17 protein-coding genes are annotated in these 17683 nt (G+C 36.5%); 7 read left to right on the top strand and 10 right to left on the bottom strand.

Annotated features, from left to right (window positions below; translation table 11 throughout):
- Positions 1–32: 32 nt before the first annotated feature.
- A complete protein-coding gene (locus tag DY109_RS02800; protein WP_023947524.1) occupies positions 33–1226 on the bottom strand; it encodes an MBL fold metallo-hydrolase in 1194 nt (397 codons plus the stop codon).
- A gap of 133 nt (positions 1227–1359) precedes the next feature.
- Here DY109_RS02800 and dndC point away from each other — a divergent pair, with 133 nt between their 5' ends.
- The 3 genes from dndC to DY109_RS02785 are packed head-to-tail and all read left to right on the top strand — an operon-like array spanning position 1360 to position 6638.
- Positions 1360–3102 carry a DNA phosphorothioation system sulfurtransferase DndC gene (gene dndC / locus DY109_RS02795; RefSeq protein WP_023947526.1) on the top strand — a complete coding sequence of 581 codons (1743 nt, stop codon included), beginning with the start codon at positions 1360–1362 and terminating at the stop codon, positions 3100–3102.
- A gap of 5 nt (positions 3103–3107) precedes the next feature.
- Positions 3108–5114, top strand: coding sequence for an AAA family ATPase (locus DY109_RS02790; RefSeq protein ID WP_023947528.1), 2007 nt, complete (start codon positions 3108–3110; stop codon positions 5112–5114).
- A 9-nt stretch (positions 5115–5123) separates the two neighbouring features.
- Entirely contained in the window at positions 5124–6638 is a 1515-nt protein-coding gene (locus DY109_RS02785; protein WP_023947531.1) for an FtsK/SpoIIIE domain-containing protein, read from the top strand.
- 394 nt (positions 6639–7032) lie between these two features.
- Here DY109_RS02785 and DY109_RS11675 read toward each other — a convergent pair whose 3' ends face one another.
- From DY109_RS11675 to DY109_RS02770, 6 genes are all read right to left on the bottom strand, one after another.
- Positions 7033–7293, bottom strand: coding sequence for an alpha/beta hydrolase family protein (locus DY109_RS11675; protein WP_200864624.1), 261 nt, complete (start codon positions 7291–7293; stop codon positions 7033–7035).
- Positions 7290–8087, bottom strand: coding sequence for an alpha/beta fold hydrolase (locus DY109_RS02780; RefSeq protein WP_023947534.1), 798 nt, complete (start codon positions 8085–8087; stop codon positions 7290–7292). The genes DY109_RS11675 and DY109_RS02780 overlap by 4 nt, the downstream gene beginning before the upstream one ends.
- A 145-nt stretch (positions 8088–8232) precedes the next feature.
- Positions 8233–8403, bottom strand: coding sequence for a hypothetical protein (locus DY109_RS11845; RefSeq protein ID WP_235148536.1), 171 nt, complete (start codon positions 8401–8403; stop codon positions 8233–8235).
- Between the two features lie 8 nt (positions 8404–8411).
- Entirely contained in the window at positions 8412–8945 is a 534-nt protein-coding gene (locus DY109_RS11840) for a hypothetical protein (protein ID WP_235148547.1), read from the bottom strand.
- Positions 8946–8999: 54 nt separating this feature from the next.
- The gene (locus tag DY109_RS11835; RefSeq protein WP_023947538.1) at positions 9000–9410 is read right to left on the bottom strand and encodes a hypothetical protein; all 411 of its coding nucleotides are present in this window, start codon (positions 9408–9410) and stop codon (positions 9000–9002) included.
- Positions 9411–9768: 358 nt separating this feature from the next.
- Positions 9769–10401: an NAD(P)-dependent oxidoreductase gene (locus tag DY109_RS02770; protein ID WP_034549470.1), complete on the bottom strand. Its 633-nt coding sequence runs from the start codon at positions 10399–10401 to the stop codon at positions 9769–9771.
- Positions 10402–10730: 329 nt separating this feature from the next.
- Here DY109_RS02770 and rrpB point away from each other — a divergent pair, with 329 nt between their 5' ends.
- Positions 10731–11075 carry a MarR family transcription factor RrpB gene (gene rrpB, locus DY109_RS02765; protein ID WP_023947542.1) on the top strand — a complete coding sequence of 115 codons (345 nt, stop codon included), beginning with the start codon at positions 10731–10733 and terminating at the stop codon, positions 11073–11075.
- Positions 11076–11113: 38 nt separating this feature from the next.
- Here rrpB and DY109_RS02760 read toward each other — a convergent pair whose 3' ends face one another.
- From DY109_RS02760 to DY109_RS02750, 3 genes are all read right to left on the bottom strand, one after another.
- Complete coding sequence (locus DY109_RS02760) at positions 11114–11614, bottom strand: YceI family protein (RefSeq protein ID WP_023947544.1); 501 nt, start codon at positions 11612–11614, stop codon at positions 11114–11116.
- Between the two features lie 172 nt (positions 11615–11786).
- Entirely contained in the window at positions 11787–12230 is a 444-nt protein-coding gene (locus tag DY109_RS02755; RefSeq protein ID WP_034549471.1) for a cupin domain-containing protein, read from the bottom strand.
- A gap of 143 nt (positions 12231–12373) precedes the next feature.
- Positions 12374–13255 (bottom strand): aldo/keto reductase, encoded by an 882-nt coding sequence (locus DY109_RS02750; RefSeq protein ID WP_034549438.1) that lies wholly within the window; start codon positions 13253–13255, stop codon positions 12374–12376.
- 377 nt (positions 13256–13632) lie between these two features.
- On the opposite strand from DY109_RS02750, the gene DY109_RS02745 reads away from it, so the two are divergent.
- Genes DY109_RS02745 through DY109_RS02735 form a run of 3 tightly spaced genes read left to right on the top strand, consistent with a single transcriptional unit; the run spans position 13633 to position 17669 of the window.
- Positions 13633–14751, top strand: coding sequence for a DNA adenine methylase (locus tag DY109_RS02745; protein WP_023947552.1), 1119 nt, complete (start codon positions 13633–13635; stop codon positions 14749–14751).
- The gene (locus tag DY109_RS02740; protein WP_023947554.1) at positions 14741–16612 is read left to right on the top strand and encodes an AlwI family type II restriction endonuclease; all 1872 of its coding nucleotides are present in this window, start codon (positions 14741–14743) and stop codon (positions 16610–16612) included. Before DY109_RS02745 ends, DY109_RS02740 begins: the two co-directional genes overlap by 11 nt.
- Positions 16575–17669, top strand: a complete 1095-nt coding sequence (locus DY109_RS02735; protein ID WP_023947556.1) for a DNA adenine methylase — start codon at positions 16575–16577, stop codon at positions 17667–17669. The genes DY109_RS02740 and DY109_RS02735 overlap by 38 nt, the downstream gene beginning before the upstream one ends.
- Positions 17670–17683 lie beyond the last annotated feature (14 nt).

The following is a 17683-nucleotide window of genomic DNA, read 5'->3' as shown; positions in this document are numbered from 1 at the left end:
TAAATTATGACATTAGAGCTTACTATGAGAATCTATTTAGATTCTGCTACTTCTTGCCACCAGCGCGGGGTTTTTATATCCTGCCATAAAGGCGTGATTGCGCCAATTTTTGGCGTAAGCAGGACAAAATCTGCGCTCAAATCTCTTTCATAAAGCGCAAGCAGAGAATCTAGCGGGGCGCGCCAGCTGTGCGTTGAAATCTTAAATTTTGAATTATGAATTGGCATCGCCTTTTTAGCACGCAAATCCTTTAGCGCCTGCAGGCTCTCGTGTGGGAAAGAATGCACCTGCGCCCATTTGAGATTATACTGCCCATTTTCGATAAAGGCAAAATCAATACCTCCAAAGCGCGCGCCAATCTCACCAAAATGCGCGCCATAGCCGCCATCACCGCTTAAAAATATCTTTTTATTTTGAGATTCTAGCACAAACGACGTCCACAGACTTTTATCCCTATCAAATATCCCGCGCCCCGAAAAATGCCGTGCTGTGAGGCAATGCACGCGCAAAGTAGAATCTAGCTTTATATGCTCATCCCAATCAAGCTCGATAATCTGGCAAGGCTCTATCCCAAATCGCACAAGATATTTTCCCACGCCAAGTGGTGTAATCACGCACCCAATTTTACCGCGTAAATCGCGTAAAGTGCGCTTGCTTAGATGATCGTAATGATTGTGCGTAATGAGTAGATAATCGATTTTTGGCAAATCATGCGCACTGTAAATATCCGCACCAGCAAATGGTGGTATCACCCAAGGCAGGGGCGAAGCGCAAGATTTTAGCACAGGATCGACAAGCAGCGTTTTGCCATTGAGCCACAAAAGCAAGGAAGAGTGCCCAAACCACACAAAACTATCCTCTTTTGGGGCTTGCAGCAAATCACTTTTTACGCTTGGAATTATCACTCTATCAGGGCTTAAAAGCTCGCGAAGTAGGCTTTTTGGCTTTGGCGTTTTATGATTTTGTGAAGATTGCAAATTGCGTGTTTTTAAATCGTGCGAACTCTGCGGAATTTCACTAGGTGTAATATGAGACATTACAGAATCTTTATTGTAAAGTTGTAGTAATTGTGCCAAATCTTGCGCGCTAGATTCTGTGTCTTTGTTCCCCAGCACTATTGGCTCTCTGTTTTGCGCCCTGCCATTTTTAAAATTTGGCGAAGATTCTATGCGCGCTTTGGCGTGCAGGGGCGAATACAAAAATTCATTTTGTATCAAATTCTCCATTTTTTGCTCCTTAATAACACAGTAAATCATAGCAAATTTTAACAAGCAATGATTTAGACTTATTATTCTTGACTATCAAAAGATTTTATATTAGAATATGCCCTCTGAAACATCCACAAAATCGGGAGATATTGTGCAAACACACGCTTTATCATTGATAGATTTTCAAGCACAATTCACCAATTTTTGTGTGATTGATATTCGCTCCAAACTCGCTTTTGCAAATGTACATATCGCACATTCTCTCTCATTGCAAAACATGAGGCAAGTATTAGATTATTTGCAAGCTCAATCTTCTAAGCCTATACTTTTTGTATGTTACTCAAGCTATAAAGCAAAGCAATTTGCGCTTGATTTTCAAAAAAACTTAATGGCTAATAATCTAAAAAATTTCTACCCACATTCTGCCATTTATTATCTTGATTGTAGCATTTTTGCACTCTTAGATTCTACAATCCCCATTGTTGAAACACAAGAAACGATAGAATATGCGTTATCCTTGCCTCAACACAACATAAAAACACAAGAAAACATTGATAAAACAAAAGAAATAACTAGTCACTCAATCATTACACAAACACAAAATGATTTAAAAGAAAAATTTTTAAATAGCACAAAAACTTTTGTAATCACTTTTAGTGGAGGGAAAGATTCTACATGTGTCTTGCAGCTTTTTTATGAAATGCTTTTAAATTTGCCTAAAGCACAAAGGAGACCTAGTTTTGCTATCGCGTCAAACACACTCGTAGAAGCTCCACATATTGAGAAGTTCTTAAAATCTGTAATAAATTCTATCAATACACACGCAAAAGAAAACAATATTCCTTTTAAAATTATAGAAGTTAGTCCAAGTTTAAAAGATGATTTTTGGGTGAATCTTATTGGCAAGGGCTATCCAAGCCCCACTCGCACATTTCGTTGGTGCACGGATAGACTTAAAATTACACCCGCAAAGGCTGAAGTTGCTAAACTCACTCATAAATATGGAAGCGTTATTTTATGTCTTGGCACAAGAGAGGCTGAATCAAATAATCGCAAAAAATCTATGCAAAAGCGAATTTTAAATGAAGATGGTTATTCACAACATCATGAGTTTCCAAATACAATGACTTATTCACCCATTGCGAAATGGAGAACTGATGATGTGTGGAGTTATCTTGCTACACATAAACCTAAATGGCAGAAAGATCATAGTGAATTGTTTGCATTGTATTCTAAGGCAAGTGGTGATGAGTGTCAATTTATCACGGATTTAAGTCAAAGTAGTTGCGGTGGCTCACGTTTTGGTTGTTGGGTTTGCACAGTGATAAGTGAAGATAAATCCATGCAGGGTTTCATAGAATCAGGCGATTTGCATTTGAAGCCACTAAATGAATTTCGCAACTATCTTAAAGCTTTGCGTGAAAATCCGAATGCAAGAGCGGATTATAAACGCGATGGTAGGGCAGTATACAGAGTAGGAGGCTTAGGACCATTTTTAAGCTCTGTGCGTAAAGATATCTTTTACAAACTCTTAGAAACAGAAAATAGTTTTAAGCAAAACAATACAGGATATCTCATAACAGATTTACAAATTAAAGCAATCCAGGCAGAATGGGATAAAGACTTTGATATGTGCAAATCAGCAATCAGAATTGCACAACAATTCCATAGATTACAGGAGGAGACCATGGCAGATAATAAAATTTTACACCCAGAACTTTTAGAAGAGGTGGCAAATCAAGATGTAAGTTTTGAGAATCTCTCAAATCTTGTAAATAGGAGTATTGAGATTTTTAATACTTCGGGTTTGAAAGGCAAAAATAATGCACAAATGCAAATCAAAGATGAAATCGCAAAACTCCTTGATGATAAGAGCGCAAAACTAGGGGAGTAATAAATATGTTTATACAAAAGATAACTATTTGTAATTTATTTGCCTACTATGGTGAAGTGAGCGTTTTATTTAATAAATTACCAAACAAAAGATTATATTGTATTTATGGTGATAATGGCTTTGGCAAAACAAGCTTTATTCGTTGCGCAAAATTGCTTTTTGCTGGTGTTGGATTGGAAGAAAATAGCGTCCCTGGTATTATTTCACGATTTGCAAAACATAAGATTGCTTTAGCAACTAAGTTTCTTAAGGGCGATAATAATTGGCGCGGAATTTTAAATGAAAATGCCATCAATGAGGCTAAAGAACAATTCTTTGTGCAGTTTGAAGGAAAATTAGATGATAGAAATTTTATATTGCAAAGATCATTTGAAAATATATACACTCAACCAGAAGAAAAATTATTGTTAAAAATTGATGGTGAATATTTTTACAACCAAGAAGCGCAAGACTATATCAATAAGATTCTACCACCAAACTTTGTGGAATTTTTCTTTTTTGATGGTGAAGAGATTGAAAATATTAGTGAAAATTTGCGCAGTGAATTACGCGATAAAATCGAGGAAATTTTACAGATCAAACCTCTAGATATTATTATCAAACAAGCCGAAGAAATTAAAGAAAAACTTAGAGATAGCCAAAACGAAGATGAAAAATTAAAAGGTGAGTTGCAAGCCAAAAAATTAGAACTTCAAGCAAAAAAACAAGAGTTTGAAAACCACACCGAAAGTCTCAAAATAGTAGAACAAGATATTAATGAAAAACAAAATAAGATCAATCAGAAAATATTACAACATCAAAAACTTGGTATGGAATTTAGTAACGAAATAAAAGAATTGCAAAATGACAAAGATATCATAGATGAAAATATAGCAAGCTTAAAAAGTTCATTGAAGGAAGAACTAAAATCTATAATTTTTCTAGGCAATAAAGAAATTTGTAAAAAGCTTGAAAATGAACTTGAAAATTTAAAAAATAGCGTACAAAATGATGATTTAGAGGCGCTTAAAAGACTTATGCCAGACATAAGAGAAATAGCGAGTAAGGAAATAACAAATTTGGAGCATCTAGAACACCAAGATAAAATCAAACAACTTTTTGAAAATATTTTAGAACAATTACCTAAGAAGTTACAACAAAGAAATATTATAAGCTCATTTATTCCAAGTGATAAAATAGGATCGCTTGGGGTATCACTTGCAAAGTTAGAGAATAATCAACTTGCAAGTGATATTCAAAAGATAAAAGAATCTAAAAATCAACAAACAAAAATCTTTGATGCGCTAAATCATCTTAATAGTGATGATTATGTAAAATCTAGGCAAGAAGAAATAGAAAAAGAAATAGAGAATCTCACCAACAAAAAAGATGAAAAAGAACAGCAAAAAGATAAGATAAAAGAAAGTCTAAAGGATTTAGAAAAACAAAAAGAAGAATTGCAAAGGAGTATTTATAATCTCGAACAAAATATTAATACAGAACGAGTCGATAAAAAATTAAAGATTTTGGAGAATCTTTGTGTAGCGATTCAAGCTTATAAAAATAAACTAATTAATACCTTGCGAGGTGAATTAAAAAATAAAATAATAGAAAACTACAAACTTCTTTTACCCAATGACAATATTACTGATTTAAGCATCGATGAAAGCTTTGCTATGCGCCTAAACAACAATAAAGGTGAAACAATTGTTGTTGAGAGTCAAAGTAGTGGACAAAAACAAATTTTAGCCATATCAATATTTTGGGCTCTGAATGAATTGTCACGCTCACAAATTCCACTTATCATTGATACTCCTTTAAGTAGAATCGATGCCAAAAATCGTGCAAATATTATCCAAAACTATTATGCCAAAAACCAACAAGTGATTATCTTACCACACAGTGGAGAAATGAGTCTAAAAGAATACGAATATGCAAAACCCTACTTGGCAGGACTTTATAAAATCGAGAATAACGATGACAGAAGCCACGCTACAATAAAAGTCGCTGTAGATATAGAAGAAATATTATAAGGAGTAAATATGGCAGATTTCTATACAACCAATCATGAGGAGAATTTAATCAATAGAATCATAGGCAAAGATGGTTTGGACTTTAATATGCAAGGAAACGATTTGCCTAAGTATATTATTTTGCGTATCGCTATCGCCAGGGCTTTAGTTTGCAAAAAACTATCATTGGATTCAAGTGATTGGGAAAATAAAAAAATGAAAGGTGAAAGAGGCAAAGAGTATCATTTGGAACAAATCACAGGTAAGGGGAAAGATAAAAATGAGGATTTTGATATTTTATTGCGAGCATTTTTTAGTATTCAACATAAAGAAGAACTAGAAAACAACAATATTAATATCTTTGAAGATGAAAAGACATATATAGAGATTCTTAGTAAATACATCCAGCGCGGACTATATGAAATGAGCATTTCTTTTAAATCTAGGGATTGTTTTTATCAGTGGCTACTTGATAATTTGGATTTTGGTGAAGAAAACTTAAAACAAAAACAAATTTTAGACATCCCAAAAGACAACGATCAAAACTTAATCTATTTTCCAAAAATCCAGCAGTATTTTAAGAATTTTGCAATTGAAATAAAATTAGTCAATGAAGAAGATTCTTATCGGCATCGCATATGCAAAATTGAGCTTAATGATTCTGCCAAAATTAATCATTTTCATAAAAAAACTAAGGACCTAGATGAAGAACTTGGTTTTCCTGTGCTGATAGAATCTTGTGCTGGACTTTCAAAAACCTACAACATCCAAGTGACAAAACCAAAATTAGAGCACCAGAATTTAGGTATGAAGGAATACAAAATCGGCTTAGAATCTTTGCAAAAAAACAATTTTGCATTAGGCGTTTTCGCTGGTATGAGTGTAGATAAGAAACCCTTTTGCTTTGACTTAGTTAAATGTCCTCATCTCTTTGTGGCAGGTACAACAGGCAGTGGCAAAAGTGTATTTTTGCAGGTAATGGTAGCCACATTTTTAAACAACAAAAATACACAAGTCATCATTATAGACCCAAAAAATGGCGCGGGCGGATTTGATGTTTTTGCCAAAAAAGCAGAACTTATTTATGATATGCAACAAGCTAATGCTACTTTAGACTCACTAATAGAAGAAATGGAATCTCGCTATTTGCACATAGCTAAAGCAAAAAGTGATGATATTTTAGCATTAGGTTTTAAATATAAAATTGTAATTATCGATGAATTAAATAACCTTATAGAAAACGATAAGACACGTAAAGACAAAATAGCAAGGCTTGCAGAAAAAGCTAGACAAGCAGGTATTCATCTTGTGCTTGGCACACAGAGACCAGATGGTAAGCTACTTCAAGGTTTGCGCAATAATATTCCTTCAAGCGTTGTATTGAAAGTGCAAAAAGCTAGTGAATCTAAAATTATTTTAGACGAAGAAGGTGCAGAAAAGCTCACGGATTCAGGCGATATGTTAGTAAAAATAAGTGGAAAAATAAAGCATATTTTTGGAGTTTATTTGAGCACAAAAGAGATGGAGCAAATAATATATAGCTAATCATCTCAACACTCCACTGCGCTGGTGTATAGGAAAGCTTTGGACATAGTCAGTAGGATTTGGTGCTATCAAGCATCAAAAATAGATTAAAGTCCTATATCCTGTATCTCTGCGCGCTGGATTCTCACATAGAAAGTACAGAATCTTGCCTCTCAGATCTGGCGTTATAGACACAGATTCTGTGCTTCAATCTCACGCGCCCTATTGGCCTCTATTTTGTGCCCTGCCATTTTTAAAATTTGGTGAAGATTCTATGCGCGCTTTTATGTGGCACATATAATTTGTATCGTTTGTTTTGCTTGTCATTTTTTCTCCTTAATATTTCACATATAAACGACACTATACGACTTAAGAGGACTTTTATCGTGTAAGCCTATATTTTGCCTTTCCCAAATCATTCATAAAAACCCTTTGTTTTTAGCCATGTCTTTAAAAGTGCGGCAACTTTACGATTATTCAAGTCAGCAAAAGGAAAATGTGTGTTGCCCTTTAGCCCAATTTCGGGCAGATGCACTACATTGGCATTGCCACCATTAGCGTTTATGAGCTCCGCCCATTTTCTGGCAAGCTCTAGCCGCACATTCCACGCATAACTGAGCGGATATTCCCTCGCCTCCTTCCTGCTCTTTGGTATGAAGTCGCCAAAATACATCACAATCGGTTTTTTGTGAATTGCAAAAACTCTTCCTTGCTTATCTCTATACCCTCGCTCGTGCCTGCACGCGTGAGCGTCCTGCCAAGCTCTGGCATCTCTCCTTTTGGAAAGGGCAGATCCCCGCCGGGCTCATAAGTTACAATGCCCTTGACTTTATCGCTTTGCAAAGCCACTTTCCAGCCCACGGCCCCGCCTTGAGAGTGCGTGATTAAAATGCCACCGTTGTCAAGCCGCTCCAACAATGCCACATAAGCCCTTGCATAAACCTCCAAATCCTGCGTTTTTGCTATGGTTGGCGTACTCTGTCTTAAAAACTGCTCCAAACTCTCCGCATCTTTTGGAAAGGACACATCCTCAAAAAAACGCGGGTAAATACCCAATCTAAAGTGGTTAAACCACATCTCATCACTAAAGCTTGGCTTTAGCAGCACCTCCTCGCTACTCTTGCCCGCTTTGCCGTGCCTTGGCTGGTCAACGAGATACACGCCAAAGCCCTCTTTCAAAAAGAGCGTGTCAAAGCCCTCTCTGCCATCGGGCGTGCTTTGCCAGGTTTTGGCACTTTGTTCTATGCCGTGCGCAAAGATGAGCGGGTATTTATACGCCTTTAAGGGAATCTGCCAAAAGACATAGGCATGGTCTGCGTGGTTAGTGTGCCCTTTGGCATCCTTTTGCACCACGCCACCCGCAAAGAACGAACCCTGTTTTTCTATGCTGATAAAACCATTTTGATTCGCACACGCGTAAAGCGCAATACTCAAAATAAAAATATTGAGGCTTACAAATAAATTTTTCATATTTAAGCTCATTAAGAGGAATTAAAAGATTGATTATAATGTTTTTACCCAAACCTATCCCCCTTATACGACCTGCCTAGGAATAATCCCAAAGCGCCCCAGATGAAGGAAATAAGAGAGCTAAAAGCAAGCACTAAAGCAATGCTTACACTTGCCAGTAAGCCCTCAATTTGTGCTGAAATGCGTCGCCTGCGCGGTAAAGCACAGAATCTAAAAAGCTTTTTACTTTGTATTTTTCATCAGCGCCCAAAGGCACAAAAAGCATTTCGCGCCCGGGCTTAACTAGCGCATATTCGCCAACTCTGCGCATACTCATCACAATCGCTAATGGCAAAACGTAGGATGCGTGAAAGCCAAAATAATAAAGCCAAAGCCTAGCACAAAGCCCACTACGCCTAAAAGCGCACTTAGCCCAAAATATTTGGCAATTTTTGCGGTTAAAAAGATTTGAATAAAAAAGCTCAAAGTCTGCACCACAAGATCGATGTTTGCAAAGGCTGCTATGCGCGCCTCTCGCTGCGGAAAAAGCTCCTTTATAATGCGCGCTTGCTCCATGTATAAAAATGTCGAAACGCTTGTTAAAAGCAAGATAAAAAGGCTTAAAAACAAAAGATATTTTGACTTAATAATAAGCTTAAACCCAATGAATGGATTCTTCGCGTTTATAGGCGATTCTAAAGCAATTTTGAGCATGCTAGATTCTGTCTTTACGATTTTTATAATGTATATTTTAAACAAAAATGCAAATGCTAAAAATATAATGCAAAGCAAAAAGAAAGAAGCAAGCGAAAAATAGCTTGATAAAATCCTAGCCAAGCTCGCGCCTGCTATGCTCCCAAGGCTCGCACCTGCTGCGATTAATCCAAAAAGTCTCGCGCTTGATTCTTTGCTAAAAACATCTGCTAGCAGGCTTCACGCCGAGCTAAACAAAAAGAGATTCCCAACACTCACCCAAATATAAAATGCCGCGCACAGCCACAAAAAGCCGCTGCTGCCCTCACTCACGCTAAGTAGCGCAAGATAAAACACAAGCAAGCTCAGCACAAAAAAGCCAAGCACAAGATCTGTGTAAAATTTGCGCCTAATTTTTGAGCCAACAAACATAAGCGCGAGGCTTGCAAGTATACAGAATATAAATGTGCCTAAAAAGAGCCATTTTAGCGCTCTGCTCCCGCCCTCAATACCCAGCGCATCGCGCACAGGACGCAGCAGACTATATGCGCAAAAAAGCAAGAAAATAAAGCTAAAAGAGGCAAAAAAGAGCTGTAGCTCACTCCTTTTAATGCTGAATAAAAAATACAAAATACGCGAAAGTTTTGCCATGGATTTTCCTTTGTGGATTGAATCTAAACTAAAAAATGTGATTATAAAGCATTACATCTAGTGTATGCCAAGGGGTTTTTGTAAATTTGGCGCAAAATTTGCGCTTTAGATTTTGGATTGCCACGCCGATAAATCGGCTCGCAATGACGCACAGGATTCCGTTCTTTGTGGCAATAAACTAGACACAATCATACGAAAATTTAGCCCGCAAATGGGTGCGAAAGCATACAATGTGCTGTAAATTTTAGATTTTAAGATGAGTTTGTGGGTTGTGCGGTTTTGAGTGAGGAGATAAGGCTAAACGCCTATCGACGACGCGAAAAACAAACTCCCACAAAATCGCTCAAAAGCTAGAATTTTACAACCCAATCACCCCTACGCGCTCCTTATTAATTTTAGAATCCTCTGCAATATCAAGCATCGCACTCGCGTAGTCCGCATACGAGCCCTTAGATTCTCCGCGCTCATTTACCTCAAAATATTCGCCGATAATTTTGTATTTGCCACTTTTTGGCGCATCAAAGACAAAGTCCGCTGGCGGGCTGACATAAACCCAATTTAGTGAATCTTGCGTGCGCAAAAAGCTTAGCACCTTATTGTGCGCGCTTGCCACTGGTTTATAAATATCAGGGAATTCGGGTGTGTCGATGAACTGCGTTTTGCGCTCCTTATCCATATAATAACTGCCTGCACCGCCTACGATTAAAAATCTCGCGGGATTATTTGCTAAAATTGCGCTTAAATGCTTATAAATTGGCTCATAATCCTGCGGTGTCGCTACCACGCCATAGGCGCTAATGACGACATCAAAGCCACTTAAATCCTTAGAATCTAGCGCTAAAATATCTTTTTGCACAACTTTTAGATTTTTAAACTTGCTCATTTTTGTGCTATCTCGCACAAATGCAGTGACCTCATAGCCCCTATTTAGCGCCTCTTGCGTGATGAGTTTGCCAGCCTTTCCGCTAGCTGCTAAGATTGCAATTTTCATTTTGTCTCCTTTTTTATTTGGTTTTGCAAAAATTGGCATAAAGCCCACTCCCAGGGCTAGTGCCCCTACAACTGAAGTTTTTAAAAAACTTCGTCTATTTATTTTTTGTTTTGTGAGATTTTTCATCTCTACTCCCTTTTTGGATTCTCAAATTTTTTGAGTGCTGAAACTTTAGCAAACTTAGTTTATAAAATCAAGTAGGAATAAATTTATTATATAGTATTATTTTTGAAACTATTGCGTAATATTTGATATTATAAGATATAATATTTTTGAAAATTTATAATCTGATGAGAAAAAATAACAAGAAATAATAAGGAGAAAAACTTATGAAAAAATACCATTCACCATGCCCTGTAGAGACTACCCTAAATCTCATTGGCAACAAATGGAAAATGCTTATTATCCGCGATTTGCTCTCTAGCACAAAACGATTTGGTGAGCTACGCGCCTCCATAGGCGCGAGCAAAAACCAAACTATTTCCCAAAAAGTGCTAACTGATAACCTCAAAGAACTAGAAAGCGCAAAAATCATAAAACGTAAAGTCTATGCAGAAGTCCCGCCAAAAGTCGAATACTCGCTCACCCCGCTAGGACAAAGCCTTGAGGGCGTGCTACAAAGCCTAAGTAGCTGGGGTGAGAGTTATAAAGATTCTGATCGCATAAGGCATTAATCCATTGCTCCATTGCCCCTTTTACTACCTTGATTATCTTATTCTTTTTGCGTTGCTTGGAGTTGGATTTTTAGCGCGATTTTATCGTTCAATACAGCATTAAGCACATCTTCGCCGATTTTGAAGTCTTTGCGATTGATCGTAGCTGTGAGCATGATGTCTATCGTGGGCTTTTTGGTGCGCTGATTGATGATTATTTGTGAGATCTTTAAGTCAAAAAACACCTCTTTTGTGATTCCTTTTATCGTTAGATCCGCCAAAACACTACCATTTTTTATCTCTTTTGCTTTGAAATACGCTCGAGCGAAACTCTTTGTGGAGAAAAATTCTTCACTTTGGAGATTGGTATCTCGCTCTTTTGTGTTGGTATCTATGGAGGCAATCTCTACCCAACCCTCCAAAGCCTTGATATGCGCTGTGCCAGTATCAATCTCAAGGCTCCCTCCAAACTCCCTAAAAATGCCATTTTGCTCTGAAATCCCCAAATGCGTGAGACTAAAGCTTATAGCTGAGTGCTTTTTGTCTATATCAAAGGGCACGCTAAAGCCACATTACAAACCAAAAATTGCAAAAATCCCACACAAAGTGTCTTTTTCATATTTTTCCTTTTTTATTAAATTCGTATAAGTTTGTTGTGTTGGGTTTAGCGTAGATAGTATGATAAGGTTTTTACAAAATCTTAAGTATCAAGGGCTTTAGCAGTTTGCACCCTTAGTTGCTCTCTTTCCGCGCTTTTTGCATCGCCTCTTTATACTCCTCATCGCTTACAAGCTCAAGCCATTTTACATTTTGTGTATCTTTGACACCCGTTAGCGCGATATGCACGCCTTTTGTGTCCGTGCTTGCGCCGTGAAAATGCTTGATATTTGGCGGGCAGCTTATCACATCACCCTTTTTGGCTAGCCACGCCTTGCCATCAGCCGTGCCTGTGAGTATCTCGCCCTCTGTTACGATTAGAGTTTGCCCTGCTGGGTGCGTGTGCCACGCACTCCTTGCACCTTTGTCAAACTCTACTAAGCCGCTGCTAAAGGCTCGCCACGCATTTGCCTTAAACATCGCGCTCACTTTGACTTTACCGCTAAAGATTTTGGAATCGCCCGTAAAGCTTCCCAAACTCCCCGCTTTTGTCAGTTCCTGCGCGCTAAATTCTCTCACTTTTAATTTTGCCAATTTTGCAGTTTTAGCTTCTCGCGCCTTAGATTCTGTGATTTGAGAATCCACAGAGTCCGCGTGCAAAAGCCCCATATTGCCTAGCCCAAAAATGCCCGCTAGGGCGATAAGATGCAGGTTTTGCATTTTCACTCCTTAAACCTAGAATCCTTGCTGTAATCCACAAGCCATTTTACGCGCTCAACATCCCTGTGGTCGATAAATAAGGTCTTATTTGTATCAAGGCTTTTTATCGCGCTTAAATCAGTAGAATTGAGCGTAAAATCAAAGACATTGAAATTTTCTTGCATGCGTGCTAGTTTTGTCGTCTTTGGAATTACCACGATTTGCCTTTGTGTGAGCCAGCGCAAAATGACTTGTGCCACACTTTTATCATGCTTTTGTGCGATTTGCTTTAAAACGGGGTTATTAAACATATCATTTTTCCCTTCCGCAAAGCTCGCCCAAGACTGCGTGGCTACTCCAAATTCCGCGTTTATTTGCTGCTCATATTCTTTTTGGTAAAAGGGGTGCAGCTCGATTTGATTTATCGCTGGCTTTATCTCGTTAAAAAGTGCAAAATCGCTGATTTTATCGGGGTAAAAATTGCTCATGCCAATGGCACGAATGCGCCCTTCTTTGTGGAGTTTGCTCATCGCCCTCCACGCGCCATACACGTCATTATAGGGCTGATGAATTAGATACAAATCCAAATACTCAAGCCCTAGCTTTTTAAGGCTAGTTTCAAAGGCTTTGTTTACGTCTTTTTCATTGGCGTGGCTTATCCAAAGCTTTGTGGTGATGAAGAGCTCCTCGCGCTTTATTGCCCCGCCTTTTAGCGCGTTTGTGAGTGCTGCGCCCACTTCTGCTTCGTTGAAATAGCTTTGCGCTGTGTCAATGCTGCGATAACCCACACTTAGCGCATCCTCTACGCATCTTTGAGCCTCTTTTGGCTCGATTTGAAAGACGCCATAGCCCAAAATTGGCATTTTTACGCCACCATTGAGGGTGTTTAATATTAGAAATTCCATGTTTCTCCTTTGTGTTTTTAGAAATTTGTGTGCTTTGCGCGTTTTTTGATTCTGCAAAAAGCGCTGTATTTGCTAGGAGGCTCACGCCCACAATCTTTGTAGAGGTTTTGATAAACTCCCTGCGTTTTGAATCTTGCTCCATTGCTCTCCTTTGTGTTGAGGTGTAGAATCTAAGCTTTGATTCTATGAATGCGATTATAAAGCATTACACCTAGTGTTTGTCAATGGCTTGGGGCTAAAATTAATGTAAAACTTTAGTAAAGTTTTGGCTTTTTTGTGAACATTAAGAGATTTTAAGGCACCTTGAACTAGAATCATGTGATGTAAATAACACAGGCAAATAATGAGGAATCTGGGCATCACAAGGAGTAAAAACAGTGCCAAAGGGGCTAGATAACGCCAGAGACGGGCTCAACGTAGAGAGATGGCAAGAAAGAAAGTCTCAGAGACAAAAGAAGCCCGGTGTCGCGCATTTGCTATTAAGCTATGTGGATTCTGGTGGGCATTGTGAAATGCCCAAGAATCTCACGAGCTCTAAATATACCATGCAAGACACAAGGCACAACAATCGCATCCAGCCCACCTTAGAGTCAAGGAAAAATATTATCCAAAGTCCGCTAAATTACACAGGGGGTAAATTTACGCTTTTAAGTCAAATTTTACCGCTTTTTCCAAAGCAAATAAGCACTTTTGTGGATTTGTTTTGTGGGGGAGGTAATGTTGGGGTAAATATACAAGCACAAAATATCATCTTAAATGATGAAAATAAGGTTGTAATGGAGCTTTTAAAGCTTTTTCAAAAAGAAGAATTTGCTATGATAAAACAAAAAATTGATGTCTTAATAAATGAATTTAAGCTTTCAAATAGCACCAAATTTGGCTATGAATTTTATAAATGTGATAGTGCTAAGGGCTTATCAAGCTACAATAAACAAGGATTTTTAAACCTAAGAAAAGCCTATAATGAAGATAAAGATATACTCAAACTTTTTGTTTTAATCATCTTTTCTTTTAATAATCAAATCCGCTTTAATGCTAAAGGTGAGTTTAACCTGCCTTGTGGCAAGAGGGATTTTAACGCTAAGATGCAGGCTAAACTTCAAGGCTTTATTCAGGCTTTAAAATCAAAAAATATCAGCTTTAAAAACGAGGATTTTAGAACTTTTAAACTAGAAAATTTAGATAAAAATGCTTTTATTTATATGGACCCGCCTTATTTTTTATGCTTAGCAAGCTATAATGAAAACAAGGCTTGGAGCGAACAAGATGAAAAGGATTTGCTTGAATTTATGCAAAATTTAGAGAGTAAAAACATAAAATTTGCCCTTTCTAATGTGCTTACTCACAAAGGTAAAGAACACAAGCTTTTGCAAACTTGGCTTAAAGAAAATCCTTGCTTTAAAGTGCATTTTTTAAACAAAAGCTATAAAAATTGCAATTATCAAAGCAAAAGGCTAGAAAGCAGGGAAGTTTTGGTGGTGAATTATGGAAGTTAGATATGATTATTTTGGCAATACAAGCTTAAGAGTTAAAAATTTACTTTATAATTTTGAAAGTCAGCTTATTTTATTTGAAGAACTTTTTTCAAATGCTAATGAAAAAGATATTTGGAGCAATGATTCAGAGCTTCAACTTCGCTATTTAGAACTTTTGCAAAGGCATAAACTTTTAGAAAATAAGAATAAAACAGCCCAGCTTGGCACTAAGGATGCAAGAGTAAAATCAGCCCCACTTGAAGATTATAATTTCATCAAAAGAAAAGAAAAACTTATCACAGCTAGCGGTTATGAGCTTTTAAAACTTCTGCAAAATGAGGCTTATAAAATCACTAATGACTTTTTGCAAATTGACTTGATTTCTTTATTTTTTCTTAAAGCTACTTTGAATTTTTCTAAGTCTAAAGATTTATTGTATAAATATTTAGAAGTTTTTAAGGAATTTAAAGGGGAGTTAAGCCTTGAAATTTTTAAATTTCTACCTCTTGTTAATAATTTTACAAATACTAAGGAATTTATACAGGCTATAAAAGAGCAAAAAATCTTATCATATTTTATAGATGAGCAAAATTTAGAACTTTTGCTTAGTGATCTAGAAACTAAAAGCTTGAAAATTGAGTATTTTAGAACTGCAAAAGGAGATAAAACAGCAAAAAGCATTATTGCTACCTTAGAGCAAGTTTTTTTAAAATATAGAGATAGTAAAGACTTAAAGCTTTTAGAAAATTTGCTTTCTCCTTCTTGCAAAATAGAATTTTTGGATTTTAAAAAGCTTTATTTGAAGTCTTTTTTTAAAAGCTCTAAAAAAGAACAAAGGCTTAAAGAGCTTGCTACTTTTATCACCGAAGGAAATTTAAAAGACTTTGGCATAAGATTTTATACCCTTATATACAATACTAGAATTTTGGCTAACTTAAGCGATTATTATGACTTAAACCGAAGATATTTAAATCTTACAGGTATATTTGATTTTTCTAATAATAAAATAAGCTTAGAGCCTATATTTAAGATGATTATAGCCCATTCTTGTTATAAAGAACTTTTGGTAAAAATCGCTACAAGTGAAATTTCGCAAGGACTTTTAAGTGAATATTTTAATGATAAAGAATTCTTAGACTTTTTTAAAGCCTATAATATCACAAAAGCAGAGGATTTAAAAGAATATAAAAGAAAGCTTGATAAACAAAAACTCCAAGCTCTTATAGATTCTAAATTCCAAAAAGAAAGAGTTATAGAGCTTTTAAGGCTTTTTAGCGATAGAAAAAATGACGAAACAATAAGCGAGCTTACCACGACTGAAGCAAGCATTCCTACTATTTTTGAATATGTTATTGCTCTTGCTTGGTATTATTTTGATGAGTGTAAATTGGAGCGTATTTTAGATGCCAAGCTTAGTCTTGATTCTAAACTTTTACCAAAAAGTCACACCATAGGAGGTGAGGCTGATTTTGTATTTGCGTATAAAACTCATAATGTAATGATAGAAGCGACTTTAACTGAGAAAACAAATCAAAGAAGAGCGGAAATGGAAAGCATCTCAAGGCATTTAGGCAATATGCTTTTAAGCCTAGATGCAAGCTTTCAAAAAGAATCCTTTGGTATTTTTATCGCTCCGTATTTAGATAAAAATGTGCTCAATGATTTTAGAGCTAGGATATATACTTATTTTGAAGATACTTCAGGATTTGTTAGAGGTATGAATATATTGCCTTTAAGCACGCAGGATTTGATATTGCTTTTAGAATCAAATGTAGCTTACAAAGACTTAGTTTTATCTTTTCAAAAATTATTCCAAAGCAAGAATGATTGGGGGAGTAAGTGGTATGACAGCGAAGTCAAATCTTTTATTAACTCCTTATGAGTCTTTCAAACTCTCCTCCCGTCGCTATACAGGGGCTAAAACTAAGCTTTTAACTCAAATCAAAGAAGTGATAAACACGCATTTGCCAAGCCCAAAAGAAAATCTAAGTTTTTTTGATGTCTTTGCTGGCACAGGCGTGGTAAGTGAAGCCTTGATGAATGAGCCTTGTTTTAGGCATTTTTATATCAATGATTTTTTGCATTCAAATTTTGCTATTTATCAGGCTTTTTTTGCAAAAGAAAGCTTTGATTGGCAAAAATTACAAGATTTAGCCCAAAGCTATCAAAATTTAAAGCCTCAACATATAAAAGCAAATTATTATTCTAGGCATTTTGCAGGTAAGTTTTTTTCATTTAATGATAGCCTTGTCATAGGGCATATTAGAGAGCATTTAGATAAGCTTTTAAGTGTTAAAGTCCTTAATGAAAAAGAATTTTATATACTTCTAGCAAGCCTTATATATAGTAGCGACAGAATTGCTAACACCGTGGGACATTATGATGCTTACCGCAAAAATGTAAGCCTAAAAGATAGCTTTAGCTTTAAGCTTATACAGCCAATCATCACGCATAAAAATATAGAAATTTTTAGAGCTGATAGCAATGTTTTGGCTAAAAAACTTGCTCTAGATTTTAAAAAGCAAGCTAAAAAGCTAGACCTTGTTTTTATAGACCCGCCTTATAATTCAAGGCAGTATTCACGCTTTTATCACTTGCTTGAAACTTTAAGCCTTAATAATAAGCCCATTTTAAGCGGAGTAGCCTTAAAGCCAAAGCCAAGTAATTTAAGTGCGTATTGTAAAGCTCAAGCCTTTGAGGCTTTTAAGGATTTAATAACCACCCTTTCAAGTTTTAGTAGGCTTTTAGTTATCACTTATAATAATACAAATTCAGCCAATGCAAGAAGCAATACAAGAATGGGCCTAGAGCAAATCAAAAGCCTACTTCAAAGCAAAGGCAAAACCACTCTTTATGAATTTCCTTTTAAGGCTTTTAGTAGTGGAAAGACTGATTTTAAAGAGCATAAAGAGCTGATTTTTGTGTGTGAGGTTTTTTAGCGTTTTGTATTATT

Origin of the sequence: Helicobacter fennelliae, from assembly GCF_900451005.1 — a bacterium.
GTDB classification, from domain to species: domain Bacteria; phylum Campylobacterota; class Campylobacteria; order Campylobacterales; family Helicobacteraceae; genus Helicobacter_B; species Helicobacter_B fennelliae.
The sequence above is the reverse complement of the archived record's forward strand: the minus strand, read 5'-3'. Positions and strand labels throughout refer to the sequence as shown.

Bases quoted from the DNA above. Each gene is read 5' to 3' on its own strand.
- DY109_RS02800 (WP_023947524.1), bottom strand. From the start codon at position 1,226: ATGGAGAATTTGATACAAAATGAATTTTTGTATTCGCCCCTGCACGCC.
- DY109_RS11835 (WP_023947538.1), bottom strand. From the start codon at position 9,410: ATGGCAAAACTTTCGCGTATTTTGTATTTTTTATTCAGCATTAAAAGG.
- DY109_RS02740 (WP_023947554.1), top strand. From the start codon at position 14,741: ATGGAAGTTAGATATGATTATTTTGGCAATACAAGCTTAAGAGTTAAA.
- DY109_RS02735 (WP_023947556.1), top strand. From the start codon at position 16,575: ATGACAGCGAAGTCAAATCTTTTATTAACTCCTTATGAGTCTTTCAAA.
- rrpB (WP_023947542.1), top strand. From the start codon at position 10,731: ATGAAAAAATACCATTCACCATGCCCTGTAGAGACTACCCTAAATCTC.
- DY109_RS02750 (WP_034549438.1), bottom strand. From the start codon at position 13,255: ATGGAATTTCTAATATTAAACACCCTCAATGGTGGCGTAAAAATGCCA.
- DY109_RS02790 (WP_023947528.1), top strand. From the start codon at position 3,108: ATGTTTATACAAAAGATAACTATTTGTAATTTATTTGCCTACTATGGT.
- DY109_RS02770 (WP_034549470.1), bottom strand. From the start codon at position 10,401: ATGAAAATTGCAATCTTAGCAGCTAGCGGAAAGGCTGGCAAACTCATC.
- DY109_RS11845 (WP_235148536.1), bottom strand. From the start codon at position 8,403: ATGAGTATGCGCAGAGTTGGCGAATATGCGCTAGTTAAGCCCGGGCGC.
- DY109_RS02780 (WP_023947534.1), bottom strand. From the start codon at position 8,087: ATGAAAAATTTATTTGTAAGCCTCAATATTTTTATTTTGAGTATTGCG.
- DY109_RS02785 (WP_023947531.1), top strand. From the start codon at position 5,124: ATGGCAGATTTCTATACAACCAATCATGAGGAGAATTTAATCAATAGA.